Origin of the sequence: Halorussus salinisoli, assembly GCA_005239435.1 — an archaeon.
Lineage (GTDB): Archaea > Halobacteriota > Halobacteria > Halobacteriales > Haladaptataceae > Halorussus > Halorussus salinisoli.
The window spans coordinates 70768-92095 of the sequence record SZNP01000008.1; the positions used below are offsets into that span (position 1 = coordinate 70768).

General features: G+C 64.5%; 22 protein-coding genes. 9 read left to right on the forward strand and 13 right to left on the reverse strand.

Annotated elements, in window-relative coordinates:
* Positions 1 to 158: 158 nt before the first annotated feature.
* The 3 genes from gatE to E2484_RS20440 are packed head-to-tail and all read right to left on the reverse strand — an operon-like array spanning position 159 to position 4021.
* Complete coding sequence (gene gatE / locus E2484_RS20430) at positions 159 to 2027, reverse strand: Glu-tRNA(Gln) amidotransferase subunit GatE (protein WP_137287043.1); 1869 nt, start codon at positions 2025 to 2027, stop codon at positions 159 to 161.
* 36 nt (positions 2028 to 2063) lie between these two features.
* A complete protein-coding gene (locus E2484_RS20435; RefSeq protein ID WP_137287044.1) occupies positions 2064 to 3560 on the reverse strand; it encodes a PH domain-containing protein in 1497 nt (498 codons plus the stop codon).
* Positions 3557 to 4021: a PH domain-containing protein gene (locus E2484_RS20440; protein ID WP_137287045.1), complete on the reverse strand. Its 465-nt coding sequence runs from the start codon at positions 4019 to 4021 to the stop codon at positions 3557 to 3559. The genes E2484_RS20435 and E2484_RS20440 overlap by 4 nt, the downstream gene beginning before the upstream one ends.
* 444 nt (positions 4022 to 4465) lie before the next feature.
* Here E2484_RS20440 and E2484_RS20445 point away from each other — a divergent pair, with 444 nt between their 5' ends.
* Together E2484_RS20445 and E2484_RS20450 are read left to right on the forward strand one after the other, a co-directional pair.
* The gene (locus tag E2484_RS20445) at positions 4466 to 5323 is read left to right on the forward strand and encodes a hypothetical protein (RefSeq protein WP_137287046.1); all 858 of its coding nucleotides are present in this window, start codon (positions 4466 to 4468) and stop codon (positions 5321 to 5323) included.
* 236 nt (positions 5324 to 5559) lie between these two features.
* Positions 5560 to 6261, forward strand: a complete 702-nt coding sequence (locus E2484_RS20450) for a TMEM165/GDT1 family protein (RefSeq protein ID WP_137287047.1) — start codon at positions 5560 to 5562, stop codon at positions 6259 to 6261.
* 3 nt (positions 6262 to 6264) lie between these two features.
* On the opposite strand, the gene E2484_RS20455 is transcribed toward E2484_RS20450, so the two are convergent.
* Positions 6265 to 6657 (reverse strand): hypothetical protein, encoded by a 393-nt coding sequence (locus tag E2484_RS20455; protein WP_137287048.1) that lies wholly within the window; start codon positions 6655 to 6657, stop codon positions 6265 to 6267.
* Between the two features lie 228 nt (positions 6658 to 6885).
* The gene (locus E2484_RS20460; protein ID WP_137287049.1) at positions 6886 to 8301 is read right to left on the reverse strand and encodes a class II fumarate hydratase; all 1416 of its coding nucleotides are present in this window, start codon (positions 8299 to 8301) and stop codon (positions 6886 to 6888) included.
* 416 nt (positions 8302 to 8717) lie between these two features.
* On the opposite strand from E2484_RS20460, the gene E2484_RS20465 reads away from it, so the two are divergent.
* From E2484_RS20465 to E2484_RS20480, 4 genes are read left to right on the forward strand one after another with little or no spacing between them, the layout of a single operon-like run.
* Complete coding sequence (locus E2484_RS20465; RefSeq protein WP_137287050.1) at positions 8718 to 10100, forward strand: ABC transporter substrate-binding protein; 1383 nt, start codon at positions 8718 to 8720, stop codon at positions 10098 to 10100.
* Between the two features lie 27 nt (positions 10101 to 10127).
* Positions 10128 to 11144 (forward strand): carbohydrate ABC transporter permease, encoded by a 1017-nt coding sequence (locus E2484_RS20470; protein ID WP_137287051.1) that lies wholly within the window; start codon positions 10128 to 10130, stop codon positions 11142 to 11144.
* Positions 11141 to 12082: a carbohydrate ABC transporter permease gene (locus E2484_RS20475; RefSeq protein ID WP_137287052.1), complete on the forward strand. Its 942-nt coding sequence runs from the start codon at positions 11141 to 11143 to the stop codon at positions 12080 to 12082. Before E2484_RS20470 ends, E2484_RS20475 begins: the two co-directional genes overlap by 4 nt.
* A 52-nt stretch (positions 12083 to 12134) precedes the next feature.
* A complete protein-coding gene (locus tag E2484_RS20480; protein ID WP_137287053.1) occupies positions 12135 to 13298 on the forward strand; it encodes an ABC transporter ATP-binding protein in 1164 nt (387 codons plus the stop codon).
* 53 nt (positions 13299 to 13351) lie between these two features.
* Here E2484_RS20480 and E2484_RS20485 read toward each other — a convergent pair whose 3' ends face one another.
* From E2484_RS20485 to E2484_RS20495, 3 genes are all read right to left on the reverse strand, one after another.
* A complete protein-coding gene (locus tag E2484_RS20485) occupies positions 13352 to 13900 on the reverse strand; it encodes a hypothetical protein (RefSeq protein WP_137287054.1) in 549 nt (182 codons plus the stop codon).
* Between the two features lie 113 nt (positions 13901 to 14013).
* Complete coding sequence (locus tag E2484_RS20490) at positions 14014 to 14268, reverse strand: BolA family protein (RefSeq protein ID WP_137287055.1); 255 nt, start codon at positions 14266 to 14268, stop codon at positions 14014 to 14016.
* Positions 14269 to 14474: 206 nt separating this feature from the next.
* On the reverse strand, positions 14475 to 14828 hold the full coding sequence (locus E2484_RS20495; RefSeq protein WP_321112832.1) for a hypothetical protein: 354 nt from the start codon (positions 14826 to 14828) through the stop codon (positions 14475 to 14477).
* Positions 14829 to 14914: 86 nt separating this feature from the next.
* Here E2484_RS20495 and E2484_RS20500 point away from each other — a divergent pair, with 86 nt between their 5' ends.
* Positions 14915 to 15424 carry a hypothetical protein gene (locus E2484_RS20500; RefSeq protein WP_137287056.1) on the forward strand — a complete coding sequence of 170 codons (510 nt, stop codon included), beginning with the start codon at positions 14915 to 14917 and terminating at the stop codon, positions 15422 to 15424.
* 119 nt (positions 15425 to 15543) lie between these two features.
* On the opposite strand, the gene E2484_RS20505 is transcribed toward E2484_RS20500, so the two are convergent.
* Positions 15544 to 15819, reverse strand: coding sequence for a MarR family transcriptional regulator (locus E2484_RS20505; protein ID WP_137287057.1), 276 nt, complete (start codon positions 15817 to 15819; stop codon positions 15544 to 15546).
* Between the two features lie 174 nt (positions 15820 to 15993).
* On the opposite strand from E2484_RS20505, the gene pan1 reads away from it, so the two are divergent.
* Positions 15994 to 17208, forward strand: a complete 1215-nt coding sequence (gene pan1, locus E2484_RS20510; protein WP_137287058.1) for a proteasome-activating nucleotidase Pan1 — start codon at positions 15994 to 15996, stop codon at positions 17206 to 17208.
* A gap of 90 nt (positions 17209 to 17298) precedes the next feature.
* Here the strand turns inward: pan1 and E2484_RS20515 are convergent, their stop codons facing one another.
* The 4 genes from E2484_RS20515 to E2484_RS20525 form a co-directional block, all read right to left on the reverse strand.
* A complete protein-coding gene (locus E2484_RS20515; protein WP_137287187.1) occupies positions 17299 to 18288 on the reverse strand; it encodes a bile acid:sodium symporter family protein in 990 nt (329 codons plus the stop codon).
* 139 nt (positions 18289 to 18427) lie between these two features.
* Complete coding sequence (locus tag E2484_RS20520) at positions 18428 to 19327, reverse strand: lamin tail domain-containing protein (protein ID WP_137287059.1); 900 nt, start codon at positions 19325 to 19327, stop codon at positions 18428 to 18430.
* Between the two features lie 107 nt (positions 19328 to 19434).
* Complete coding sequence (locus tag E2484_RS25270; protein WP_170977446.1) at positions 19435 to 19572, reverse strand: hypothetical protein; 138 nt, start codon at positions 19570 to 19572, stop codon at positions 19435 to 19437.
* 98 nt (positions 19573 to 19670) lie between these two features.
* The gene (locus E2484_RS20525; protein WP_137287060.1) at positions 19671 to 19865 is read right to left on the reverse strand and encodes a DUF5800 family protein; all 195 of its coding nucleotides are present in this window, start codon (positions 19863 to 19865) and stop codon (positions 19671 to 19673) included.
* 114 nt (positions 19866 to 19979) lie between these two features.
* Here E2484_RS20525 and E2484_RS20530 point away from each other — a divergent pair, with 114 nt between their 5' ends.
* Complete coding sequence (locus E2484_RS20530; protein ID WP_137287061.1) at positions 19980 to 21107, forward strand: polymer-forming cytoskeletal protein; 1128 nt, start codon at positions 19980 to 19982, stop codon at positions 21105 to 21107.
* Positions 21108 to 21328 lie beyond the last annotated feature (221 nt).

Sequence of the window (21328 nt, forward strand, 5' to 3'; positions counted from 1 at the left end):
TTCTCACGCGTGATACCCTTCGGAGCGACGAGTCCGACCACTTCCCCGTATCGTAACGTAGAAACTGCAGTCCCCGACGCCAGGTTGGCCGAGCGAATCGAGGGCATCCGGGAGTCGGTCGAGCAACTGGACGACGAGTCGTGGCCGTTTTCACGACGCTACGCGCGTTTTCGAATCTCCTCGCGCAGAATCTCGCTCACGAGGTCACCGTCGGCCTTGCCGCCGAGCGCGCCCATCGCCTCGCCCATCAGTCCGGAGAACGCCTGCATTCCCTGCTCCTCGACCTGTCCCTCGTTGCGTTCGACTACTTCGACCACGGCCCCGCGAACCTCGTCCTCGGCCGCGCTCCCGAGGCCCTCCTGCTCGACCGCTTCGGCGGCGGTCAGGTCCGGGTTCTCGGCCAGCGCGGTCAGCACCTCGCCGACGTTCCCCTTCGCCGTCTCGCCCTCGGCGACCAGTTCGAGCGTCCCGAGGAAGTGGTCGTCGTCCAGATTCTCGACGGGCACGTCGTCGCGCCGGAGTTCCGTGACCGTACTCTCGACGGTCTGGGCCGCGAGCGTGGCGTCCGCGCCCGACTCGACCGCGCGCTCGAACAGGGGCATGCGCTCGCCGTACGCGACCTGCTCGGCGAGACCCGCGTCGAGACCGTACTCGTTCTGGTAGCGTTCGACCTTCTCGGTCAGGAGTTCGGGCGTCTCGACCTCAGCGGGGTCGGGGTCGACCGGCGGCACGTCGGTCTCGGGGTACATCCGGGCCGCGCCGGGGAGCGGTCGGAGATACCGGGTGGTGCCGTCCTCGTTCGCGCCGCGGGTCTCCTCGGGCACTCCTTCGAGGGCCGTCTCGGCGCGCTCGGCGGCCGCCTCGATGGCGAGGTCGGCGGTCTCGGGGTCGGCGGCGACGATTGCCACTGCGTCCTGCTCGCTCGCGCCGACTGCTTCGCGCAGGGCCGCGACCTCTTCGTCGGTCACGCCGTAGGCCGGGAGTTCGTCGGTGTGGAAGATGCCGCCCGCGCCGTGGCGCTTGGCGTGGTCGGACAGTTCCGTGCCGAGTCTGCGGTCGGGTTGAATCTCCGCGCCGACGAGTCCGTCGAAGCCGAACAGGGGGACCGCCGTGACCTTGCCGCCGGACTCGAGCGCCGAGGCGATGACGCCCGAGTCGGTGTCGGCGAAGGTGTCGGTCACGTCCACTACGTCGCCGACTTCGGCGTCGCGCTCGCGGAGTTCGTCGCGGAGTTCGAGCAGTCGAACCTGCCGGTGGACCTCGTTCTCTACGAGGTCGTCGATGTCGTCGAGGCTCTGGACGCCCTTGACCTCGACGCGCGCGCCCTCCGCGATGGAGATGTTCACGTCCTGGCGGATGGTGCCGAGGCCGCGCTTGACCTTGCCGGTCGAGCGCAGGAGCATCCCGATGGTCTCTGCGGCCTCGCGGGCCTGCTCGGGCGACCGGATGTCGGGCTTGGTACCGATTTCCACCAGCGGGATGCCGAGACGGTCGAGGCTGTAGAGAACGCCGTCGTCGCGCTCTTCGACGCGCTGGGCCGACTCCTCTTCGAGCATCAGGTCCTCGATACCGACCGCGCCCCGACTGGTCGAGATCTCGCCGTCGGAGGCCATCAGGGTCGAGCGCTGGAACCCCGAGGTGTTCGACCCGTCGACGACGATCTTCCGCATGACGTGGGCCTGATCTACCACGTCCATGTCGAGGAGTTGAGCGATTTCGAGGACGACCTCCTGGGCTTCGGCGTCGAGTCGGTGCGGCGGTTCGTCGTCCTCCTCGACGAGACAGGTCGTGTCGTAGGCGAGGTACTCGAACTCGCGGTCTACTCGGCTCTCTTCGAGCGCCGCCTCGTCGAGTTCGCCCAGTTCGCTCTTGGTCGGGTGGAGGAACCGCGTGAACTCGCGTTCGGCCTCCTCGGGTTCCCGGAGTTCGGTCGGACAGTTGCAGAACAGTTTGGTCTCGGTGTCGAGTTGCTGGTGAATCTCCAGCCCCGCGACGAGGCCGAGGTCCTCGTAGTCGTGTTCGGTCATTACTCGCCACTCGGACCGCGAAGGGTAAAAAACCGTTCAGTCTCGGCGAGAGGAGTCCCGGTCGAGGTCCGAGCGCAGGTCCGTCTCTCCTCGCCGTTCCGTCAGGCTCTCCTGCAACTTCTCGCCGACGAACTCTCGCAACTCCGCCGCCGTCTCCGAATCCAGGTCCACCGCCGCGGCCACGCCGCCCGCCGAACTCGCGGTGTCTATCACGACGCTCGCCAGACTCCGGCGGCGCTGGAAGACGGTCTGGCTCTGAATCACGGTCTGGATCCGGTAGTACGGCACCACCTTGGTCGTCCGGGTCCAGAAGCCGTTCCGGGTGAAGACGTGGTCTTCGCCCGCGGCGTAGCCCCGATTTCGCCACTTGAGGTGGGCCGCGACCGGCGCGAGGAGGACGAACCCGACCGGGAGCAGTGGCGCGTACCAGACCACGGGTCGGCCCGTGACCTGCCAGAGGACCCACAGCGCGCCGACCAGCGCGCCGACGCCGAGCGCGAACCGAATCGCGTATCGAGTCCGTGCACGCTTGGGCGGCCGGGAGAACTCCGGCAGTTCGAACGCTTCCACCTCGCGGGCGAGGCGAAGCACGCGCTCGCGGGTCGCCATCGGGACGGCGGCCTCCGACCCGCCGGAGGGTGCCTGTCCCGGCCCGTAGCCCGCGGTCTCGACCGCGAGGGTGGCGTAACCGAACCTCCGCATCAGGACGTTGGCGTCGAGCGTGAGGGTCTGGACCTTTTCGAGCGGAATCGACCCGTCGTATCGCTGGAGCAGTCCGCGTTCGTACCGGAGTTCGTCGCCGACCTGCGCCAGGCGAAAGCCGTAGTAGCGCGTGAACGTGACGGCGGCGCTGAGTATCCAGAGCGCGCCGACGAGGAACGTCACCAGTACGATTCCGCCGACGAACGCGAGTTCCGCGACCCCTGGCACGAACGGGAACGCCGCGGGACCGAACGCCAGCAGCGAGAGATAGCGGAAGTCGAACTGGAGCGCGCTGAGCAGGGCGAGTTCCCCGGTTCGGAGTTCGAAGAGGAGTTCCTCGCGGTCTTCGTCTGCGTCGGTCTCTTCCGCGTCCGTCTCGCTCGCGCCGCGCTTGAGGCGCTGAATCTCGCGCTGGAGGCGCTTGGCCTCGTCGTAGCCGACGTACCGGAGACTGGCTTCGGTTCCGCCGCCGCCCGCCGTCTCGAGGTCGAGGACCGCGACCCCGAGCGCGCGCTGGACCACGTTGCGCGAGATGTCCACGTTCTGGACCCGGCCGAGGGGAATCTCGCGGTTCCGCCGGGAGACGACGCCCGACGTGATTTCGAGGCCGTCGTCGGTGAGTCGGTACTCGAACCGCCGGTAGTAGGCGACCTGCCAGAGTCCGGCGGCGACGACTCCGAGGGCCGCGAGCGCGACCAGCGCCGGTCCGGCGAGCGGAAACGGCACCACGTCGGTCCCCGACAGCGACTGGCCGACGAAGAACAGCATGAAGCCGACGCTCGCGCCGCGGGAGAGCGCCCGGTAAGGAATCGAGAGCGGGTGGAGTTTCATACCGCGTCGGACTCGCGCTCGCTCTCGATGGCGAGGCGACGGAGTTGCTCCTGTAGGTCGTCGGCCCGGTCGGGCGTCAACCCCGGAATCGTCACGTCCGCGCCGCGCGACCCGGCGGTGTAGACCACCACGCTCGCCAGTCCGAGCGTGCGCTCGACCGGGCCGCGCTGGGTGTCGACGTGCTGGACGCGGACGAACGGGACGACGGTGTTCACTCGCGTCAGGACGCCGCGTTCGAGGTACACATCGTCGTCGCGCACCTCGAACCGCCAGGCGCGATACCTGAGAACCGCCAGGACGACGCCGAGGACGAGCGCCGCGGCGGCGACGGCGAGACCGACCCAGAGACCGATGCCGAGGACGAACCGGTCCACTACCGTCGCGACGACACCGACTATCAACGCAGTCACGACCGCACCGACGCCCCAGACGAGACGGACGCGCGGATTCAACACTTCCATGCGTGAAGGAACTGCCTCACGGCCGATAAGTTCCCCCGTCTGCGTCCGGGTCTGTCAGCTCGTCTCGGATAGTTCGTTTCGGGCGTCGGGTTCGACCGTTCGACGTTCGGAAATGTATCTGAATATTAAGACAATGAATATATTGTTATTAGTACTGTATGCATTTTCCCATCGCGACTAGAGCGTCGGAGACGCTACGAGACGGACGTGGGACGGAACGACAGGAGCGGAGGAGGTGTCGAAAGCCCCCGTAGTTAGCCGAGCAGAGCACGTCCGCGGTTGATTGGTCGGCACGTGAGCGCGTCGCCCGGGGAGGAATCGGGAGCGGAGAACCGTCGAGATAACGTCGAAACTACCCGAGTTCTCCACCAAACCGGTCGTCGCTCCCGACTCGTTCTCCTTCCCTCCCCGAAATTTATATCGACCGTTTGCGAACACCAGCGCGTGGCCGACCACCGCAGAGACACCGGGCGCGGACGCGGAGGGGACGAGGCGAGCGGCCACGCCGAAGCGAGCGACGACGCCACGCCACACGCCGACCCGATTGGCGACGTCGGTCTGCCCGCCGACGCAGACGAAACCGCCGACGCCGAGTCCGAGAGTCGAACTGCCCGGAGACCTCGAGTTCACGTCCGGCGACTCGACGTGGTGGACACGCTCCGGTGGTCGCTGGTCGTCCTGCGGGACCACCGGAGTCTAATCGGGGTCGCGCTCGCGGCGAACCTCCCGGCAGTCGTGGCCGCGACCGGCGTCTCGTGGCCCGACCCGTCCACGTCCCCGGAGGTCGCCGACTGGGTTCTGCCCACCTACCTCCTCCAGATGGTCGTCACCGTCGTCGCCGGAGGCGTGTTCTACCTGACCGCGGCCGACGCCGTGGCCGAACGCACTCGATCGCTCCGCACGCGGGTCGTGACGGCCGTCAGGCGAACCCCCGCGCTGGTCGGGACGGCGCTCCTGTTGGTTCCGATAGTTGCCGCCGGACTCGCCGCGTTGGTCCTGCCGGGCGTCTACCTCTTCCACCGCCTCGTGGTGGCGTTTCCGGCCTGCGTCATCGACGGGACCGGGCCGGTCGGCAGTCTGACGACGAGTTGGCGGGTCGCCGGCGGCACGGTCACGAAGATCTTCGGCGTCGGTCTGGTCTACCTCGGCGTCGGCGGCGCGTCCACCGTCGTCTCCGGCATGGTCGGCGGACCGTACAGCGTGGTTGGAACTGCGGCGACTGCGCTCGTCGGGGCCGCGACCTACCCCCTGTTCGGTCTCGCGCTCGGCCATCTCTACCTCGAAAGCAGTCGGAATCGGTAACTCGAAAGCGGTCGGAGTTAGGAGCCGTCGTCCGAGAGGAACCGGAACCGGTAGCTCTCGCTCGAAAGTAGCCGGATTCGGTACTCCGTACCGAGAGCGGCCTGTCTCGACGCCCCCGATTTAGGAAAACAACTTTTTTAGTTTAGACGAATCTAAACTGGTGCAACGATGCTCTCCGAAACCGCGGTCGCTCCGGGCGGACTTCCGCCCGACCCTCCAGCAGAGGTGTCGTCCGGATGACCGGTTGGTTCGAAATCCTCGTCGTCGCGTTCACTGCGCAACTGGCGGTCCTCCCCGGCGAGAAAGTCCAGTTTATCATCGCCGGACTCTCGACTCGCTACAACCCGTGGGTCGTCGTCGCCGCGGCCGGGAGCGCGTTCGCAGGGTGGACCGCGCTCGAAATCTGGTTCGGGAGCGCGCTGAAGGGCGCACTGCCGCCGACCTACCTCGACGCGTTTACCGCGGTCCTCTTCCTCGTCTTCGCGGTCCTGCTCTACCGGTCGGCCCCCGAAGCGGGCGAGGTGCCCGCCGAGACGGACGGCGGCGTCACGGAGACCGGCGACCTCGACGTGTCGGTACTCGGCCGCAGGGTCCCCGACGCCTTCGGTGGCTTTCTCCCCATCTTCGCCATGATGGCGGCCGGGGAGTTCGGCGACAAGACCCAACTGGTCACCATCGGACTGGCGGCCCAGTACGGCGCGACCCCGGCCATCTGGGCGGGCGAGATGTTGGCCATCATCCCGGTCAGCATGGCCAACGCCTTCTTCTTCCACAAGTTCTCCCATCGGTTCGACGTGCGGAAGGCCCACTACGCCGGTGCGGCGCTGTTCCTCTTCTTCGGCCTGGACACCGCGCTGGCCATCTTCACCGGTTTCTCGGTGTGGGAAACCGCCGTCGGAACCGTCGCTGGCGCGATTACGGCCGCGATTCCGGTCTAGTTTTCACGACTCGAAGGCGTTCTGGATTCGCTCGCGCACGTTCGCTGCGGTCCCGGCGTTCTCGTGGCTCTCGCCCAACTCGAAGCTGGCGAGCGCGTCGGTCACGGCGTTGGCCTCGGCCTGGGAGAGTTCGATTCTCTCGGTGTCGTCGGGGTCGTTGCCGCCGAAGATGGCGTCGTTGTCGAGCCACCCCGAGTCGTCTCCCGCCGCCATCTCGCCCTTCTCGACGCCGCGGTGTTCGTCGAAGTCGAACTCGGCCGCGAGGTGGTCTTGGACGTTCTGAAGGCGCACCCCGCGGTCGTTCGAGGCGGTCATCTCCTCGTCGGACAGCGCGGCGATGACGACTCGGGCCTCGTTTCGGGTCATCTTGAAGTTCGCTTTGTCTCGGTCGGACATAGAGTAGTCGTACGGTAGCCTGCCTGAAACGAGTGTCGGGCGTTTTCGGGACAGCCGTCTCGGGAGTCGTCGGAGTTGGAGGTGGAGAACTGATTCGAGTCGAGCGCACCCTCCGTGGTTGCTGGCACCGAGGGTATCCTCGGTAGTCTGTGGCACCGAGCCCGATTTCGCTGGCCGCGGCTGTTTCGATGCGTGGAAAACGAGGTGATCGACGCGGTTGCGTCGGTTTCAGTCGTCGCTACCGAGGATGCCGCGGTGGGTCATCTTCTCGGGGTCGATGACCTCCTCGGCCTCTTCCTCGCTGAGGTAGCCCTTCTCCACGACGACCTGCTTGACTGTCTTGCCCTCCTTCAGGGCGGTCTTGGCGGCGTCGCTGGCCTTGTCGTAGCCGATGTGGGGGTTGAGTGCCGTGGCGAGCGCCATGCTCTGCTCGACCTGCTCCTCGCAGTGTTCCTCGTTGGCCTCCAGTTTCCGGACGAACTTCTCGCCGAAGACTTCGCTGGCGTTGGCCAGCATCTCCGCGGACTGGAGGAAGTTGTGGGCGAGAACGGGTTTGTAGAGGTTGAGGTCGAGTTGGCCCTCGGCCGCGCCCGCGCTCACGGCGGCGTCGTTGCCCACGACCTGTTTGTGGACCTGATTGACCGCCTCGGCGACGACCGGGTTTATCTTACCGGGCATGATGGAACTCCCGGGCTGGTTCTCCGGCTGTTCGAGTTCGCCGAGTCCGTTTCGGGGACCGGAGGCCAGGAGTCGGAGGTCGTTCGCTATCTTGTTGAGCGACCCCGCGATGGTCCGGAGCGCGCCGTGGGCCTCGGACATGGCGTCGTGGGCGGCCTGTGCCTCGAAGTGGTTGTCGGCCTCGCGGAACTCGACGCCGGTCTCCTCGGAGATGTACTCGGCGGCCTTCTCCGGGAAGTCGGGGTGGGTGTTGAGGCCTGTGCCGACCGCGGTGCCACCGAGCGCCAACTCCGAGAGGTGGTCTCGAATCCGGTCGAGGCGGGCGAGCCCCTTCTCGACCTGCGTGCGGTAGCCGCCGAACTCCTGTCCGAGGCGGACCGGCGTGGCGTCCTGCAAGTGGGTCCGGCCGGTCTTGACCACGCCGTCGAACTCCTCCTCTTTGGCTTCGAGCGCCTCGCGCAACTGGTCGAGCGCGGGCAGGAGGTCCTTCTCGACGGCTTCGAGCGAGGCGACGTGCATCGCGGTCGGAATCACGTCGTTGCTGGACTGGCCGAAGTTGACGTGGTCGTTGGGGTGAATTTCGCGCGTGCCGACTTCGCCGCCGTAGATTTCGGTCGCGCGGTTGGCGATGACCTCGTTGGCGTTCATGTTCGTGGAGGTGCCGGAACCGGTCTGGAACACGTCCACGGGGAACTGGTCGTCGTGGCGGCCCTCGATGACCTCGTCGGCGGCCTCCACGATGGCGTCGGCCTTGTCCTCGGGAATCAGTTCGAGGTCGCGGTTGGCCTCCGCGGCGGACTTCTTGACGACGCCGAGCGCGCGCACGAACCGCCGGCCGAAGGTGATGCCAGAGACGGGGAAGTTCTGGAGCGCGCGTTGGGTCTGTGCGCCCCAGTAGGCGTCGGCCGGTACCTGCATCTCTCCGAGACTGTCCTCCTCTGTCCGGTAGTCCTCGTCGTCGCTCATACGTTCGAAGGTCCACCCCCCGCAGATAAATATCGTGCGCACTCGCTCTCGGTGGGTCCAGTTGCTGCCCGTGAGCAAGTAGAAATTACGAACGCCACTGCGGACTCGAACTGCTGAGTTTCGAGCGACATCGTGTCGGAGAGAAAACTATTACCAGTTGTTACGAAAGCGATCCGCGAGAAAAAGACAGGTGATTGACTGAAGTTACGAGGTTTCGAGTTCGCTTCGACCGCCGAGTAGATTCTGATAGCTCTCGATATACATTTTTCGTTCGGAATTCTGGTAAGTGCGCAAATCGAAAGCCACGAAGTCTCCGTCACGGGTGTGTGATATCGACTCACAATTTACTCGGTCTTGCATTAATTTCAATAACGTTTAAGTGGCTGGTGGCGAATGTCATTTGCTAGGTCTACAGTATGACAGATGCCAACGAAGGTTCCGACGTCTCTCGGCGCGATTACATCAAAGCGGCCGGTGCGGGTACTATCGGCGTAACCGGACTGGCCGGTTGTATGGGTGGCGGCGGTGACGGCGACGAGACGACGACCGAAGACGAAGGGACGACGGAAGCAGGCGAGACGAGCGGCGACGAGACGAACGAGGACGATTCCTCGACCGAGTACAACAAACTGGAGGTCCAGCACTGGTGGACCGGTGGCGACGGCAACAAGGCCGTAACCGCGCTGTTCGAGGGCTTCAAGCAGGAGTACCCCGACATCGAGGTCAACCAGAATCCGGTACCCGGCGGCGCGGGCGAAAACCTCAAGACCGTCATCAAGAAGCGAGTATTGAACAACGACCCGCCGAGTTCGTGGCAGGCGTGGCCCGGCGCGCACCTCCAGCCGTTCGTCGACGCCGACAAACTGAAAGACATCGGCGACTCGGTCTGGTCGGAAAACGGCATGAAGGACGCCTACCTCCAGGGACCGAAGGACGCCGCCAAACCCGGCGGCAAATTCGTCACGGTCCCCATCAACATCCACCGACTCAACAACCTCTTCTACAACACGGCGGTCGTCGAAGAGGCGGGAGTGGACCCCTCGTCCATCTCCAAGCCCAGCGACCTCGTGGCGGCGCTGAAGAAGGTCGAGAACAACACCGACGCGGTCGGTATGGCTAACCAGACCAAGTCCGCGTGGTCCACGGCACAGCTATGGGCGCAGGTCCTGCTCGGCGAGTACGGCGAGGAGACCTACGTCGCCTTCACCGAGGGGAAGGTCTCCGAGAACGAGGAAGCCATCAAGGACTCGCTCGGCATCGTCAAGGAGTACAAGGAGTACTTCAACGACGACGCCGGGTCCATCTCGTGGACCGAGGCGAACAAGAAGGTCATCAACGGCGAGGCCGCCTTCTTCCATCAGGGCGACTGGGCCGCGGGCATGTACCGCGGACAGGACGGCTTCGAGTTCGAGTCCGACTGGGGTCAGGTGCCGTTCCCCGGTACGGAGGGCATCTACGCGCTCAACATGGACTCGTTCCCCTTCCCGAAGAACAACCCCTCGTCCGAGGCTACCACGAAGTTCCTCCAGTACTGTGGCTCCGTGGACGCCCAGGAGCGATTCAACCCCAAGAAGGGGTCCATCCCGCCGCGGACTGACGTGCCCAAGGACGAGTTCGGACCGTTCCTCAGCCGACAGATGGACGACTTCGCCAACTCCGACGCGCAGGTCAAGTCCATCCAGCACGGACTCGCCATCCCGCCGGAAGCCAAGAACAACTTCGGCGAAGCGATGTCCACGTTCGTCTCGGGTTGGAACGTCGACAAGACCTACAAGCAGTTGAATCAGGCGTTCGACTAAACGCGGCGCTGATTATTCCTTTTTGACATGAAACGACTCAGAGACGTACTCCGACGGCTAACCCCCGGAGAAGGTGGAGATAGCAGGGAGCTTCGCTCGGACGGCGGAACGACCGTCACCGGCGAACCGACAGAGTCCAAAACGGGGACGGGGAAGTCGCTCCTGTCGAGCGACTTCGTACAGTCGATACCGTTCTGGTTGCCGCCGTTCCTGCTGATGGGATTCTTCGTCTACGGAGCCATCGGGTGGAACCTCGTCATCTCGTTGACCGACTTCGAGGGGCTGATTCTGCCGGAGTACGCGATTTCGGAGTTCGACTTCGAGATGTACCGCGAGGCGTTCTCGGACCCGACGTTCTGGACCGCGGCCCAGAACACGCTGGTCCTGTTGGTGGCGTTCACCACGGTCTGCCTTCTGTTCGGCCTGCTGTTGGCCATCCTGGTAGACCAGGAGATTCGGTTCGAGAACACCCTCCGAACCGTCTACCTCCTACCGATGAGCCTGTCGTTCGTCGTGACCGCGAAGTTCTGGGCGTGGATGTATAACCCCGAAATCGGGATGATAAACGTCACACTCCGCCAGTTGGGACTGGAGTTCCTGACGTTCCAGTGGATATCGAATCCCGACACCAAACTGGCGGCGGTCGTCTTCGCGCTCATCTGGCAGTTCTCCGGGTACGCGATGGTGGTCTATCTCGCGGGTCTCCGTGCGATTCCGACCTCTCACTACGAGGCCGCGAAGGTGGACGGCGCGAGTACCGCGAAGATGTACTGGCGGGTCATCCTGCCCCAACTTCGCGCCTCGACCATGAGCGCCGCGGTGGTGCTGATGGTGTTCGCGCTGAAGGCCTTCGACTTCCTCTACGTGATGTTCGGCAACAACCCCGGTCCGGCCGCCGACATCCTCGCTACGATGATGTTCCGCGAGGCGTTCGGGTCGAACAACTGGGCCTACGGCTCTGCCATCGCCATCGTGCTGTTCGCCATGGCGCTGGCAGTGGTCACGCCGTACCTCTACAGCGAGTATCGCCGAGGTGAACTATGAGTAGTCCGCCAGCCACTCCGACTCCCGAAGACCACACGCGCAGAGAGCGAATCGAACGAGCAGTCCGAGACGCTGACCGCAGGCGGGTGGCGCTCTACGCCGTCCTCGCCGGTCTCGTCGGCTTCTACCTCGCGCCGCTGGAAGCGGGGCTGATGACCGCCTTCAAGACGACCGAGGCGTTCAACCGAACCGTCCCGTTCTTCCCGCCCATCTTCGGCGGGTTCACGTTCGAACCGTGGCAGATCGCGTTCGACGCGATGTCCGGCGCGCTGATAAACAGCCTCCTGCTAGCGATTCCGGGAACCGTCCTGTCGGCGACTCTCGGGTCCATCGCGGCCTACGGGCTGACGACCATCGACTGGAAGTACCAGATGCCCATCGTCGCGCTGTTCGTCGCGGGCATCTTCATCCCGTATCAGGCGGTGCTGGTGCCTCTCTCGCGACTGTACGCCATCGTGAACACACAGGAACTCCTGTCGTTCCTCTGGAGTCTGCCGCTGATGCACGAGCATTACGCGAGCATCGTCAACCTCGTCGTGACCCACGTCGCGTACGGGATTCCCATCACGTTCCTGCTGTTCCGGGCGTACTACCAGTCGTTCTCGGACGAGATGGTCGAGGCCGCCCGACTCGACGGCGCGAGCGTGTTCAGCATCTACCGGAACATCGTCCTGCCGCTGTCGAAGCCGATGTTCGCTGTGACGCTCATCTACCAGTTCACTCAGATTTGGAACGACCTGCTGTTCGCGCTGGTCATCCTGCCGTCCGGCGGCGGGGCGGCCGCGCCCGTGACCATCGCGCTCAACAGCCTCACGGGCGGTATCGTGGAGTCGTTCAACACCCAGATGGCGGGCGCGTTCGTCGCGGCTCTGCCCACCCTGCTGGTGTACGTGCTGTTCGGCGAACAGTTCGCGAAAGGAGTCGCTGGAGAAACGTGATAACAATGTACGTGACACATCCTTACACCAATCTACGACGGAGGACAGACCGATGGCAGAACTGACGTTAGACGGGGTTACGAAGTGGTTCGACGACGACGGCGACCGCATCGTCGCGGTAGACGACGCCACCGTCGAAATCGAAGACGGCGAGTTCCTCGTGCTGGTCGGCCCCTCGGGGTGTGGCAAGTCCACCACGCTACGGATGGTCGCCGGACTGGAGACGGTCTCGCAGGGCGACGTTCGCCTCGGTGGCCACTCCATCACCGACGAACCGCCGACGGCGCGGGACATAGCGATGGTGTTCCAGTCGTACGCGCTCTACCCTCACATGACCGTGCGCGAGAACATGAGTTTCGGGTTGGAGGAGTCGACCGACATGCCCGACGACGAAATCTCCGCCCGGGTCGAGGAGACGGCCGAGATGATGGGTATCGCCGACCTGCTCGACCGCAAGCCCGGCGAGCTGTCGGGCGGTCAGCAACAGCGAGTCGCGCTCGGCCGGGCCATCGTCCGCGACCCCGAAGTGTTCCTGATGGACGAACCCCTCTCGAATCTCGACGCCAAACTCCGCTCCCAGATGCGGACCGAACTCCAGCGCCTCCAGGAGGACTTGGACGTGACGACGATGTACGTCACCCACGACCAGACCGAGGCGATGACGATGGGCGACCGCATCGCCATCCTCAACGACGGCGAACTCCAGCAGGTCGGGACGCCGCTGGAGTGTTACCACGAACCGCGGAACGTCTTCGTGGCGGGGTTCATCGGCGACCCCTCGATGAACTTCTTCGACGCGGACTTGAGGGACGATACCCTCGTCGCCGACGAGTTCGAGTACGCACTCTCCGAAGAGACGCTGGCCGACGTGGAGGGCCACGACCGACTCGTCCTCGGCATCCGGCCGGAGGACATCGAACTCGCCGCGGAGGGTGACGGTCCCCACGACTTCCGGACGACCGTAGACGTGGTCGAACCGATGGGCGACGAGAACAACGTCTATCTCCGGTTCGAGAGCGCCGATGCAGTGGACGCCTCCGGCGAAGCGACCGAGACGTTCGTCGCTACCGTCTCGGGCATGCGAAACGTCGAGAGCGGTCAGGAAGTCGTCGCCAAAATTCCGGAGGAGGCCATCCACGTCTTCGACCGCGACACGGGCGAGGCGCTGCACAACCGCGAGTTAGAGCGGACCGAAGTCGCACGGCCGAACTTCTGAACGACCGAGGGTCAGGGACCGACCGCTGGCGGTCTCGGACCGGGGTTTTCCCGTCACTCCTCGGCGTCGACCGCCGATTCGAGGAGTACGTCGGCGGCGGTCCGGTTCGGCGGCCCGAGCGTCTCGTCGCGCGCGAATCTCGCTATCGCCTGTTGGGCGTCTTCCACGCCCGTTTCACCGGTTTCGAGTTCCGACAGGAGGTGCTTGTAGAGGTCGAGTTCGGCGTCGAGCGCCCGGGCCAGTTCCGTGCGCGCCTCGCCGTAGGACTGCTCTTCGTCCAGGTAAACGAAGAGTTTGGTGCTGTATTCGCGGAGTCGCTGTTTCGTCTGGTCGTTCACCGCGGGGTGGTCGAGTAACTCCTCGGGTGGAAGACCATCCGCGTCGGCGTCGTCGTTCGCACCCTGAATCTCGTTTCTGGCGAGAGTCTTGGCCGTATCGTACTTGGAGGAGAGTTCGGTGCGCGTCTCCCGACTCGCCTCGGTCCACGCTTCGAGCAGGTCCAGCGCCTTCCCGAGGGTCTCGATTCGGTCGGCCAGCCGTCGGCTGAACTCTGTGGCGTTACCGTCCTCGACGGTCTGAATCTCCTCAACGAACGTTGGCATGAACTGTGTTGGGGGAGTCGGTCGTTCGGTGTTCCATAGTTGCGTTACGTCGGCCCGGACCCTTGGTCTCTCGGGTCACCACGTACTACTTCGTGGTCGTCGATCCGACCGCGCTACTCCTCGTGCTCCGCGTACTCCTCGGGCGTGTAGGTCTTGAGTTCCAGCGCGTGGATGTCCTCAGTCATGTGGTCGCCTAGCGCGTCGTAGACCATCTCGTGCTGGTCGACGAGCGTCTCGCCCTCGAACCCGGGCGAGACGACGGTGGCGGCGAGGTGGTCCTCGTCCTCGGGACCGCGAGGGTGGGTGACTGTCGCGTCGGCGTCTTCGAGGTTCTGCTCGATGAGTTCGGCTACGTCGTCGGCGTTCATGGGTTCGTGTACGCGTCGGGAGGTAAAATGCGTGTGGATAGCCGTCACCCGAACCGCGCCGAGCGCACCGAGGACTCCGCGCGCGACCCGTACCCATCGAGAAGTAACTAGCTTCTCTGCCAATCCTCCAAGACGAGCAACAACTACCTCCTCCGACTTCCCGACAGAGCAGTAAAGAGACGGACGATTTCCGGTCCCTGCCGACGCTATTCCGAGGTCACGATTCGGTCGAGGCGACCCACCGTCTCGGTCTCGGGGTCGTCGCCGTCGTCCCGTCCCCCCTCGACGCGTTCGACCACGGGGTTTCGGTAGTCGGTGTAGACGTTGATGGCGTCGTCGCCGAGTTCGACCGTGAACTCCTGCACGTCGTCGTCCGGCCGCCAGACGCGAGTGACTTCGCCTTCCGCGTCGTCGCCGGGGCCGCGACCGCCCCGCGGCGACCACTCGACGCGGACGTGACGTCCCTCTTCGAGGTCGTTCGGCTGGAGTTGGTCAGTCGTCACGACGTTCCGAAAGTCGGTCTCGGCGTTCCTCAAAACTTCGGCCGCGAAGTCGTCCATTCGGACCGCCACTTGGTGGGTGTTGGCAAGTCTCGGCCGATTTCGTAACAGTTGAGTTCCTTCGATGAACACCGCCGTCAACGCCGATGCACGCTTCCCTCCACTGGCCCCTTCCCGCCCTCCACTCGTTCACGCCCGCCTTCGAATCGCTCGGCCTCGCCATCCACTGGCTCACGCTCGGTCTCGTCCTGCTCGCCACCCTCGCTGTCGGCGTTTGCGTCCACGAACTCCTCCACGTCGTCCCCCTGCATCTCACCGACGCGAGCTACACCGTCACCGTTCTCCCGGCCGAGGAGCCTACGTCGCGAACCACTTGGGCAACGCTCCAGCACGCCTTCAGCAGTGGTCTCGTCAGGGTCGAAGTCACTCACCTCCGACCGACCACGCCCGACTGGATGGTCCGTGTGGCCGCGCTCCTCCCGCTCGCGTTGGCCCTCCCGCTCGGACTGGTCGTGGCTGGCGTTCTTCCCAATCCCGTCACGACCGGCGACGACGTTGTGACCGTGGCACTCGTCGCCCTGACCGGATGTGGTCTCCCGAGTCCGGCCGACTGGTCCGTCGTCTGGAACGGCGCTTCACGCTGGCGCGACCAGTAGACGGCCACCAGACTCGGACCCGACGTGCTTTTTGCTGACGAATGGTACAGCGCAAGCCGAAAAGTTGAAGAAGCAGAAGGCCGCGAATCTTCGCCCCACGGGGAACTCCCCGAGAGGGCTTAGTCGAGGTCGAGCGTGTAGAGACGCTTCCGAGCGTCCGAGAAGGAGAACCGCGAATCGACGATGCCTTCGTCGTCTAGCCGACTCAGGGCGTACCGGACCGTGCGGTCGGGCAGCAGCGATTCCTCGGCGATCTGACTCTGGGTCATCGTGTCGTTGTACTCCAGTACCTTGGCGACGAGTTTGGCGCTCGGCGGGAGGTCGCGGATGGCCTCGGTCGCGTTCTCCCCCGTCAGGCGACTCTCCTCTGGTCGAGCAGTTTCTGACGCACTCATGCTATACCCTCACTTTTGGATACAGCATAATAATATTTCCCTTTCTAATATATTACTGTGAAGTATTTCACTGGTTCGGCGCGGCGGCCTCCCTGACCGGAAATAGTGTTGTTGTATGACACACGTCACACCCCACCCGAAGCCTCTTATGAGGGAGGAACCTAGACCGTCGTGATGACCGATACTGTGGAAGACGTCGACCTCCCATACGATGAGGAGAGCGCGTCCCAGCAGGACAAAATCGAAGCCCTTCAAGAGCGGTTGGAGGTTCTGGAGTCGCAAAATGAGGAGATGCGTGACAAGCTTCTGGATGCGAACGCGGAGAACAACAAGTACCAGCAGAAGCTAGAACGTCTAACGCACGAGAACAAGAAACTCAAGCAGTCGCCGCTGTTCGTCGCCACCGTACAGGAACTCACCGACGACGGCGTCATTATCAAACAGCACGGCAACAATCAGGAAGCCGTCACCGAGGTCACCGACGAGATGCGTGAGGACCTCGAACCCGACGACCGCGTCGCCGTCAACAACTCGCTTTCTATCGTGAAGACGCTGGAGAACGAGACCGACGTTCGCGCTCGGGTCATGCAGGTCGAGGAGAGTCCCAGCGTGACCTACGAGGACATCGGCGGCCTCGAAGAGCAGATGAACGAAGTGCGCGAAACGGTCGAGATGCCCCTCGAGAACCCCGAGATGTTCGGCGAGGTCGGCATCGACCCGCCGAGCGGCGTCCTGCTCTACGGTCCACCCGGGACCGGCAAGACGATGCTCGCCAAGGCCGTCGCCAACCAGACCGACGCCACCTTCATCAAGATGGCCGGGTCGGAACTGGTTCACAAGTTCATCGGCGAGGGCGCGAAACTGGTCCGTGACCTCTTCGAGGTCGCCCGCCAGCACGAACCCGCCGTCCTCTTCATCGACGAAATCGACGCCATCGCGGCCAAGCGCACCGACTCGAAGACCTCCGGCGACGCCGAAGTCCAGCGCACGATGATGCAGTTGCTCTCCGAGATGGACGGCTTCGAGGACCGCGGCGATATTCGAATCATCGCCGCGACCAACCGCTTCGACATGCTCGACCGCGCCATCCTGCGTCCCGGCCGGTTCGACCGCCTCATCGAGGTGCCCAAGCCGAACCTCGAAGGCCGCGAGAAGATCTTCCGCATCCACACGCGGGACATGAACGTCAGCGACGACGTGGACTTCGACAAACTCGCCCGGAACGCCGAGGACGCCTCCGGCGCGGACATCAAGGCCGTCTGTACCGAGGCAGGGATGTTCGCCATCCGCGACGACCGGACCGAGATCACGATGGAGGACTTCGAGAACGCCAAGGCCAAAATTGAGTCCGAGGACGAAGAGGAAGAGATCTCGAAGACGTTCGCCTGAACGCTCGGGACGCGCGACTCCTCGTCGATTTTCGCTTTCGTTCGCTTTTCTGAAACCGCAGAGTCCGAGAGAGTTCTCGACCGCCGCGAGTCAGTCGTCGGCCGAGACCGCCGCGCCTCCGTCGTCGGACGCGGACGCTTCGTTCCGCGAGAAGTAGGAGGCCAGCGCGGGCCCGGTCACGTTGTGCCAGACGCTGAACAGCGCGGGCGGAAGCGCCGCGGCGGGCGAGAAGAAGGAGGTGGCGAGCGCCACGGCCAGTCCGCTGTTCTGGAGGCCGACCTCGAACGCGCAGGTTCGAGCGCGGTCCTCCGACATGCCGGTGAGTCGGCCCACGCCGTAGCCGGTGCCGAGACCGATGCCGTTGTGCGCGACGACTGCCACCGCGGCCGCCGCGCCCGCGGTCAGGATGGTTCCCTTACTCAGGCCGACCACGGCCGCGACGATGGCGACGATGGCGATGACGCTGACCGCCGGGAACACGTCGAGACCGGCCTCGGCGACGTTCGGCGCCTTCCGGTCGAGGACGTACCGGAGCGCGAATCCCGCGACGACCGGGACCAGAACCACCTGCACGATGCTGGTGAACATCTGTGCGAACGTGACGTTCAACTGCTCGCCGGCGAGGAAGACCACCCACGCGGGCATGACTATCGGCGCGGCGAGCGTCGTGACGGTGGTGATGGCTACCGAGAGCGCCACGTCGCCCTTCCCGAGGTAGGTCATCACGTTCGAGGCGGTGCCGCCGGGCGCGGCCCCGACGAGGACGACGCCGATGGCGAGTTCGGTCGGGAGCGACAGCGCTACCGTGAGCGCGTACGCCGCCACGGGCATGACCAGCCACTGCGTCACCGCGCCGATGGCGACGTCGCGGGGTTGTTCGACCAACCGCCGGAAGTCGTCGGGTTGGAGCGTCAGCCCCATCCCGAGCATGATGATGCCGAGAAGCGGCGTGATGTAGGGCGCTATCCACGTGAACGCCGACGGTGCCGCGAGCGCGACTCCCGAGAACACCAGTACCCAGACGACGAAGTATCGATTGGCAACGTCACTGACGCGCCGGACGATGTCGAGCGCGCTCACGACCAGTCCCTCCACGGTCGCTGTGTGTCTCGTGATAACATCTCGTTAGAGTCTTTCAGCTTTTGGTTTTAGCTCTATCGGTCGAACAGCCGACGGCAAATTTGTCCAGAAGATAGCAGTTCTGTTGCGAGCGCCCGCCTCAGTACGACACCCGAATCACGCGCCGGTCCTCGTCGTTTCGGACCGTCACCACGTCGCCCGTGTTCTTCCAGACGGCCCGCGGCGACCCCCAGTAGAGGTGTCGGTCGGTGTCCTCGCCCGACCCGGTGTGGAGCGTCACCGGCCGGTTCGGTTCGAGGAGGAACCCCGCGGGGAACTCGTAGGTAGTCCCGTCGGCGTTCTCGACGGTCCACCCCGTCAGGTCCAGCGGTTCGTCGCCCTCGTAGCGGAACGCGAGGTACTCGTCGTTCTTGTTCCAGTGGTCGTACCCCCGGGCGTCCTCGTGAATCTCGTCCACGACTAGTCCGGCAGTCAACCTCGGTACGACACGCCGCCGACCCAGCACTTCGTCGGGGACGCCCACCGCCGTCGAACCGCGGGCCGGGTCGGTGTCGGGGTCCGTTTCGGATTCCGGGTCGGCATCGAGACCCTGTTCGGCGTCGGGTTTCGAATCGGCGTCGGGCATCGATTCGACGCTGGGTTCCGAGTCGGCGTCCGCTTCTCGGTCGGTATCGGCCGCTACCGGGGCCGTTCCGACTGCGACTGCGGTCACGTCGGCGTCCGGTACTTCGGTCACGCCCGTCTCCTCGCGGGCGATAAACCGGCAGAAGCAGCTCTCCTCCCCGTTCTCTTTCGCCTCCTGATACCGGAACGCGAGGTTTGCGGCGTCGAACTTCTCGAAAAAGTCGTCCCACGCGAGGGGTTCGAGATTCTCGTCGGGTTCGGCCTCCGGAAAGTCGATGCGAAGGACGCCGAGGTCCTCGTCGCCCGTTCTCGCGACGTGCGCGGGGTCGGCGTCTCTGGTCTCGACCCACCTCCGTATCTCGTCGTGGTCGGTCGTGGTCCTGGTCGCCCACCGCTTTCGGTCGTTCACTCCCATTCCCGGCCAGAGCGGCGACGTCGACCCGCTTAGCTATTCGGAGATATCGTGTGGCCGACACGACGGTCCTCGGCGGGCCGTGGTCGGCCCGAGCAATGAAACTACCGTCACCCGAGCGCCACGAAGACCGCGTAGGGCAGAAGGAACAGCACGACGAACATCGCCAGCAGAATCGCGCCGTATCCGGCGAGCGTTCCGAACGCGGTCAGCCACGAGGGATGGTCGAAGTCGGCGGGCAGGTTCATGCTCGAAGCGAGGCGGCGGTGGCCCTTAGTCCTATCTGAAGGCGTCGAGGACGCCCTCCGTCGAGGTGGCGGCGTCGCCCTATCCGCGGCGGCGAAGTCTATATGATGTCGCCGATACGCCGTGCCTCGCCCGAGAGGGCGGGGTCTTTCTCCACGATGCGAAGTACTTCGTGGTCGGTCACGTCGAAGTAGGACTTGCCGGTCGCTCCCTCGATGAGGTCCTTCGAGAGCCGGAACTCCGTCCCCTCGTACACCACGTCCACGCCGTCCTCGTCGAACGCGAGCGTCGTCATACCCCCGCGTTTGACCGCGCCATTTAAAAACCCATCAGAAGTTCTCCGAAGCGTGTTCGTTTTCCGGGAGTTGTCTGACGGAAGTTTATTAGGTTTGAATCGAAAGCTACCGATGTGCCGCTTGGTTCGGACCCGTTGGACGAGTTAGCGATTCCGGACGGAACGACCGTCGAGGAGCACGACCTCGTGACCGACGGCGACGTCATCGTCGGGGGACAGAGTACGGTCGAGTTCGGCATCCGCGGCCACAACGTCATCGCGGGCGAGCGCGTGCAGTTCGACGGCCACATCGAGGCCGAGGCCGACTGTCGCCTCGACATGTGGTCGGACGTACAGGACAACGTACTCGTCGGCCGCGACGCCTACCTCGGCGAACGCGTCCACATCGGCGGTCGCCTGATGGTCAGTGGCGACCTCGACATCGGCGACGACGTGGACATAGAGGAGGGGTTCGAGGCCAACGGATGGATCGTCATCCGGAACCCGATGCCGACCATCGTGTTCGTCTTCGTCTACCTCCAGCAACTCCTCCGCATCGGCGAGGAGGAGGCCGCCGAAGAGGTCGTCTCCGAACTGCTCGAAAACGAAGAGGTCGAGGCCGACCCCGTCGTCGTCCCCCGAAACGGGCACGTCAGCGACGACTCGTGGCGAGTCTCGACGCCCGCAACCATCGGAGACGACTGCCGTCTCCACGGCAACATACGTGCCGAGTCCATCGAGGTCGGCGAGCGAAACGACGTGTTCGGTAGTCTCCGTGCCCGCGGCGACATCTCGGTCGACGAGGGCACGGTCATCCACGGCGACGTGACCACCCGGAGCGGGACAGTCGATCTCGCCGACGACGTGGAGATTCGCGGCGACGTCTCCTGCGAGGACCTCCACTTCCACGACGGCGCGGTCGTGGACGGGACGATGCGCGCGAGCGGCGAGATGTCGATGGTGCAGGGCGGGACCCACGAGCGAATCGCCGCCGACGGCGACGGTGGCCGGAAGCGATTCCACGGCGACAAGGAGAGCGACGAGTCCGGCGAGAGCGAGAGTTCCGAAGACGACGAGTCCGCCCGAACCGACGACGATGACGGGGCAGACGGAACCGACGTCGGAACTGACGAAGACACCGGCGAGAGCGAGGACACCGACGAGACCGCCGGGCGTGACGCCGACGAGACCGGCGACACCGAAGCCGAGTCCGACACCGAACCCACCGACGAGAGCGAGTTCGACTTCGAGAGCGACGAGTAGTTCCGCGTCCGAATTGACGTCCGACCCTCGACAATATACACGTTGCTCTAAGAATCGTTTTCGATTACTTCGTAGCTTCGAATATATCTTTAGCCGTTCCTCGTCTGTCGATGCGTCTCCGCGCTCCGACCGCCACTGGTCGCTATCGGGGATAATGTAATAAACATTGAGCCTGAAAGGACTCACGAAACATGGGAGAGAGGTTCAGACATGGCAGGTGG

Bases quoted from the DNA above. Each gene is read 5' to 3' on its own strand.
- E2484_RS20440 (WP_137287045.1), bottom strand. From the start codon at position 4,021: ATGGAAGTGTTGAATCCGCGCGTCCGTCTCGTCTGGGGCGTCGGTGCG.
- E2484_RS20435 (WP_137287044.1), bottom strand. From the start codon at position 3,560: ATGAAACTCCACCCGCTCTCGATTCCTTACCGGGCGCTCTCCCGCGGC.
- E2484_RS20460 (WP_137287049.1), bottom strand. From the start codon at position 8,301: ATGAGCGACGACGAGGACTACCGGACAGAGGAGGACAGTCTCGGAGAG.
- E2484_RS20500 (WP_137287056.1), top strand. From the start codon at position 14,915: ATGCACGCTTCCCTCCACTGGCCCCTTCCCGCCCTCCACTCGTTCACG.
- pan1 (WP_137287058.1), top strand. From the start codon at position 15,994: ATGACCGATACTGTGGAAGACGTCGACCTCCCATACGATGAGGAGAGC.
- E2484_RS20525 (WP_137287060.1), bottom strand. From the start codon at position 19,865: ATGACGACGCTCGCGTTCGACGAGGACGGCGTGGACGTGGTGTACGAG.
- E2484_RS20465 (WP_137287050.1), top strand. From the start codon at position 8,718: ATGACAGATGCCAACGAAGGTTCCGACGTCTCTCGGCGCGATTACATC.
- E2484_RS20470 (WP_137287051.1), top strand. From the start codon at position 10,128: ATGAAACGACTCAGAGACGTACTCCGACGGCTAACCCCCGGAGAAGGT.
- E2484_RS20450 (WP_137287047.1), top strand. From the start codon at position 5,560: ATGACCGGTTGGTTCGAAATCCTCGTCGTCGCGTTCACTGCGCAACTG.
- E2484_RS20490 (WP_137287055.1), bottom strand. From the start codon at position 14,268: ATGAACGCCGACGACGTAGCCGAACTCATCGAGCAGAACCTCGAAGAC.
- E2484_RS20495 (WP_321112832.1), bottom strand. From the start codon at position 14,828: ATGGACGACTTCGCGGCCGAAGTTTTGAGGAACGCCGAGACCGACTTT.
- E2484_RS20505 (WP_137287057.1), bottom strand. From the start codon at position 15,819: ATGAGTGCGTCAGAAACTGCTCGACCAGAGGAGAGTCGCCTGACGGGG.
- gatE (WP_137287043.1), bottom strand. From the start codon at position 2,027: ATGACCGAACACGACTACGAGGACCTCGGCCTCGTCGCGGGGCTGGAG.
- E2484_RS20455 (WP_137287048.1), bottom strand. From the start codon at position 6,657: ATGTCCGACCGAGACAAAGCGAACTTCAAGATGACCCGAAACGAGGCC.
- E2484_RS25270 (WP_170977446.1), bottom strand. From the start codon at position 19,572: ATGAACCTGCCCGCCGACTTCGACCATCCCTCGTGGCTGACCGCGTTC.
- E2484_RS20485 (WP_137287054.1), bottom strand. From the start codon at position 13,900: ATGCCAACGTTCGTTGAGGAGATTCAGACCGTCGAGGACGGTAACGCC.
- E2484_RS20520 (WP_137287059.1), bottom strand. From the start codon at position 19,327: ATGGGAGTGAACGACCGAAAGCGGTGGGCGACCAGGACCACGACCGAC.
- E2484_RS20475 (WP_137287052.1), top strand. From the start codon at position 11,141: ATGAGTAGTCCGCCAGCCACTCCGACTCCCGAAGACCACACGCGCAGA.
- E2484_RS20480 (WP_137287053.1), top strand. From the start codon at position 12,135: ATGGCAGAACTGACGTTAGACGGGGTTACGAAGTGGTTCGACGACGAC.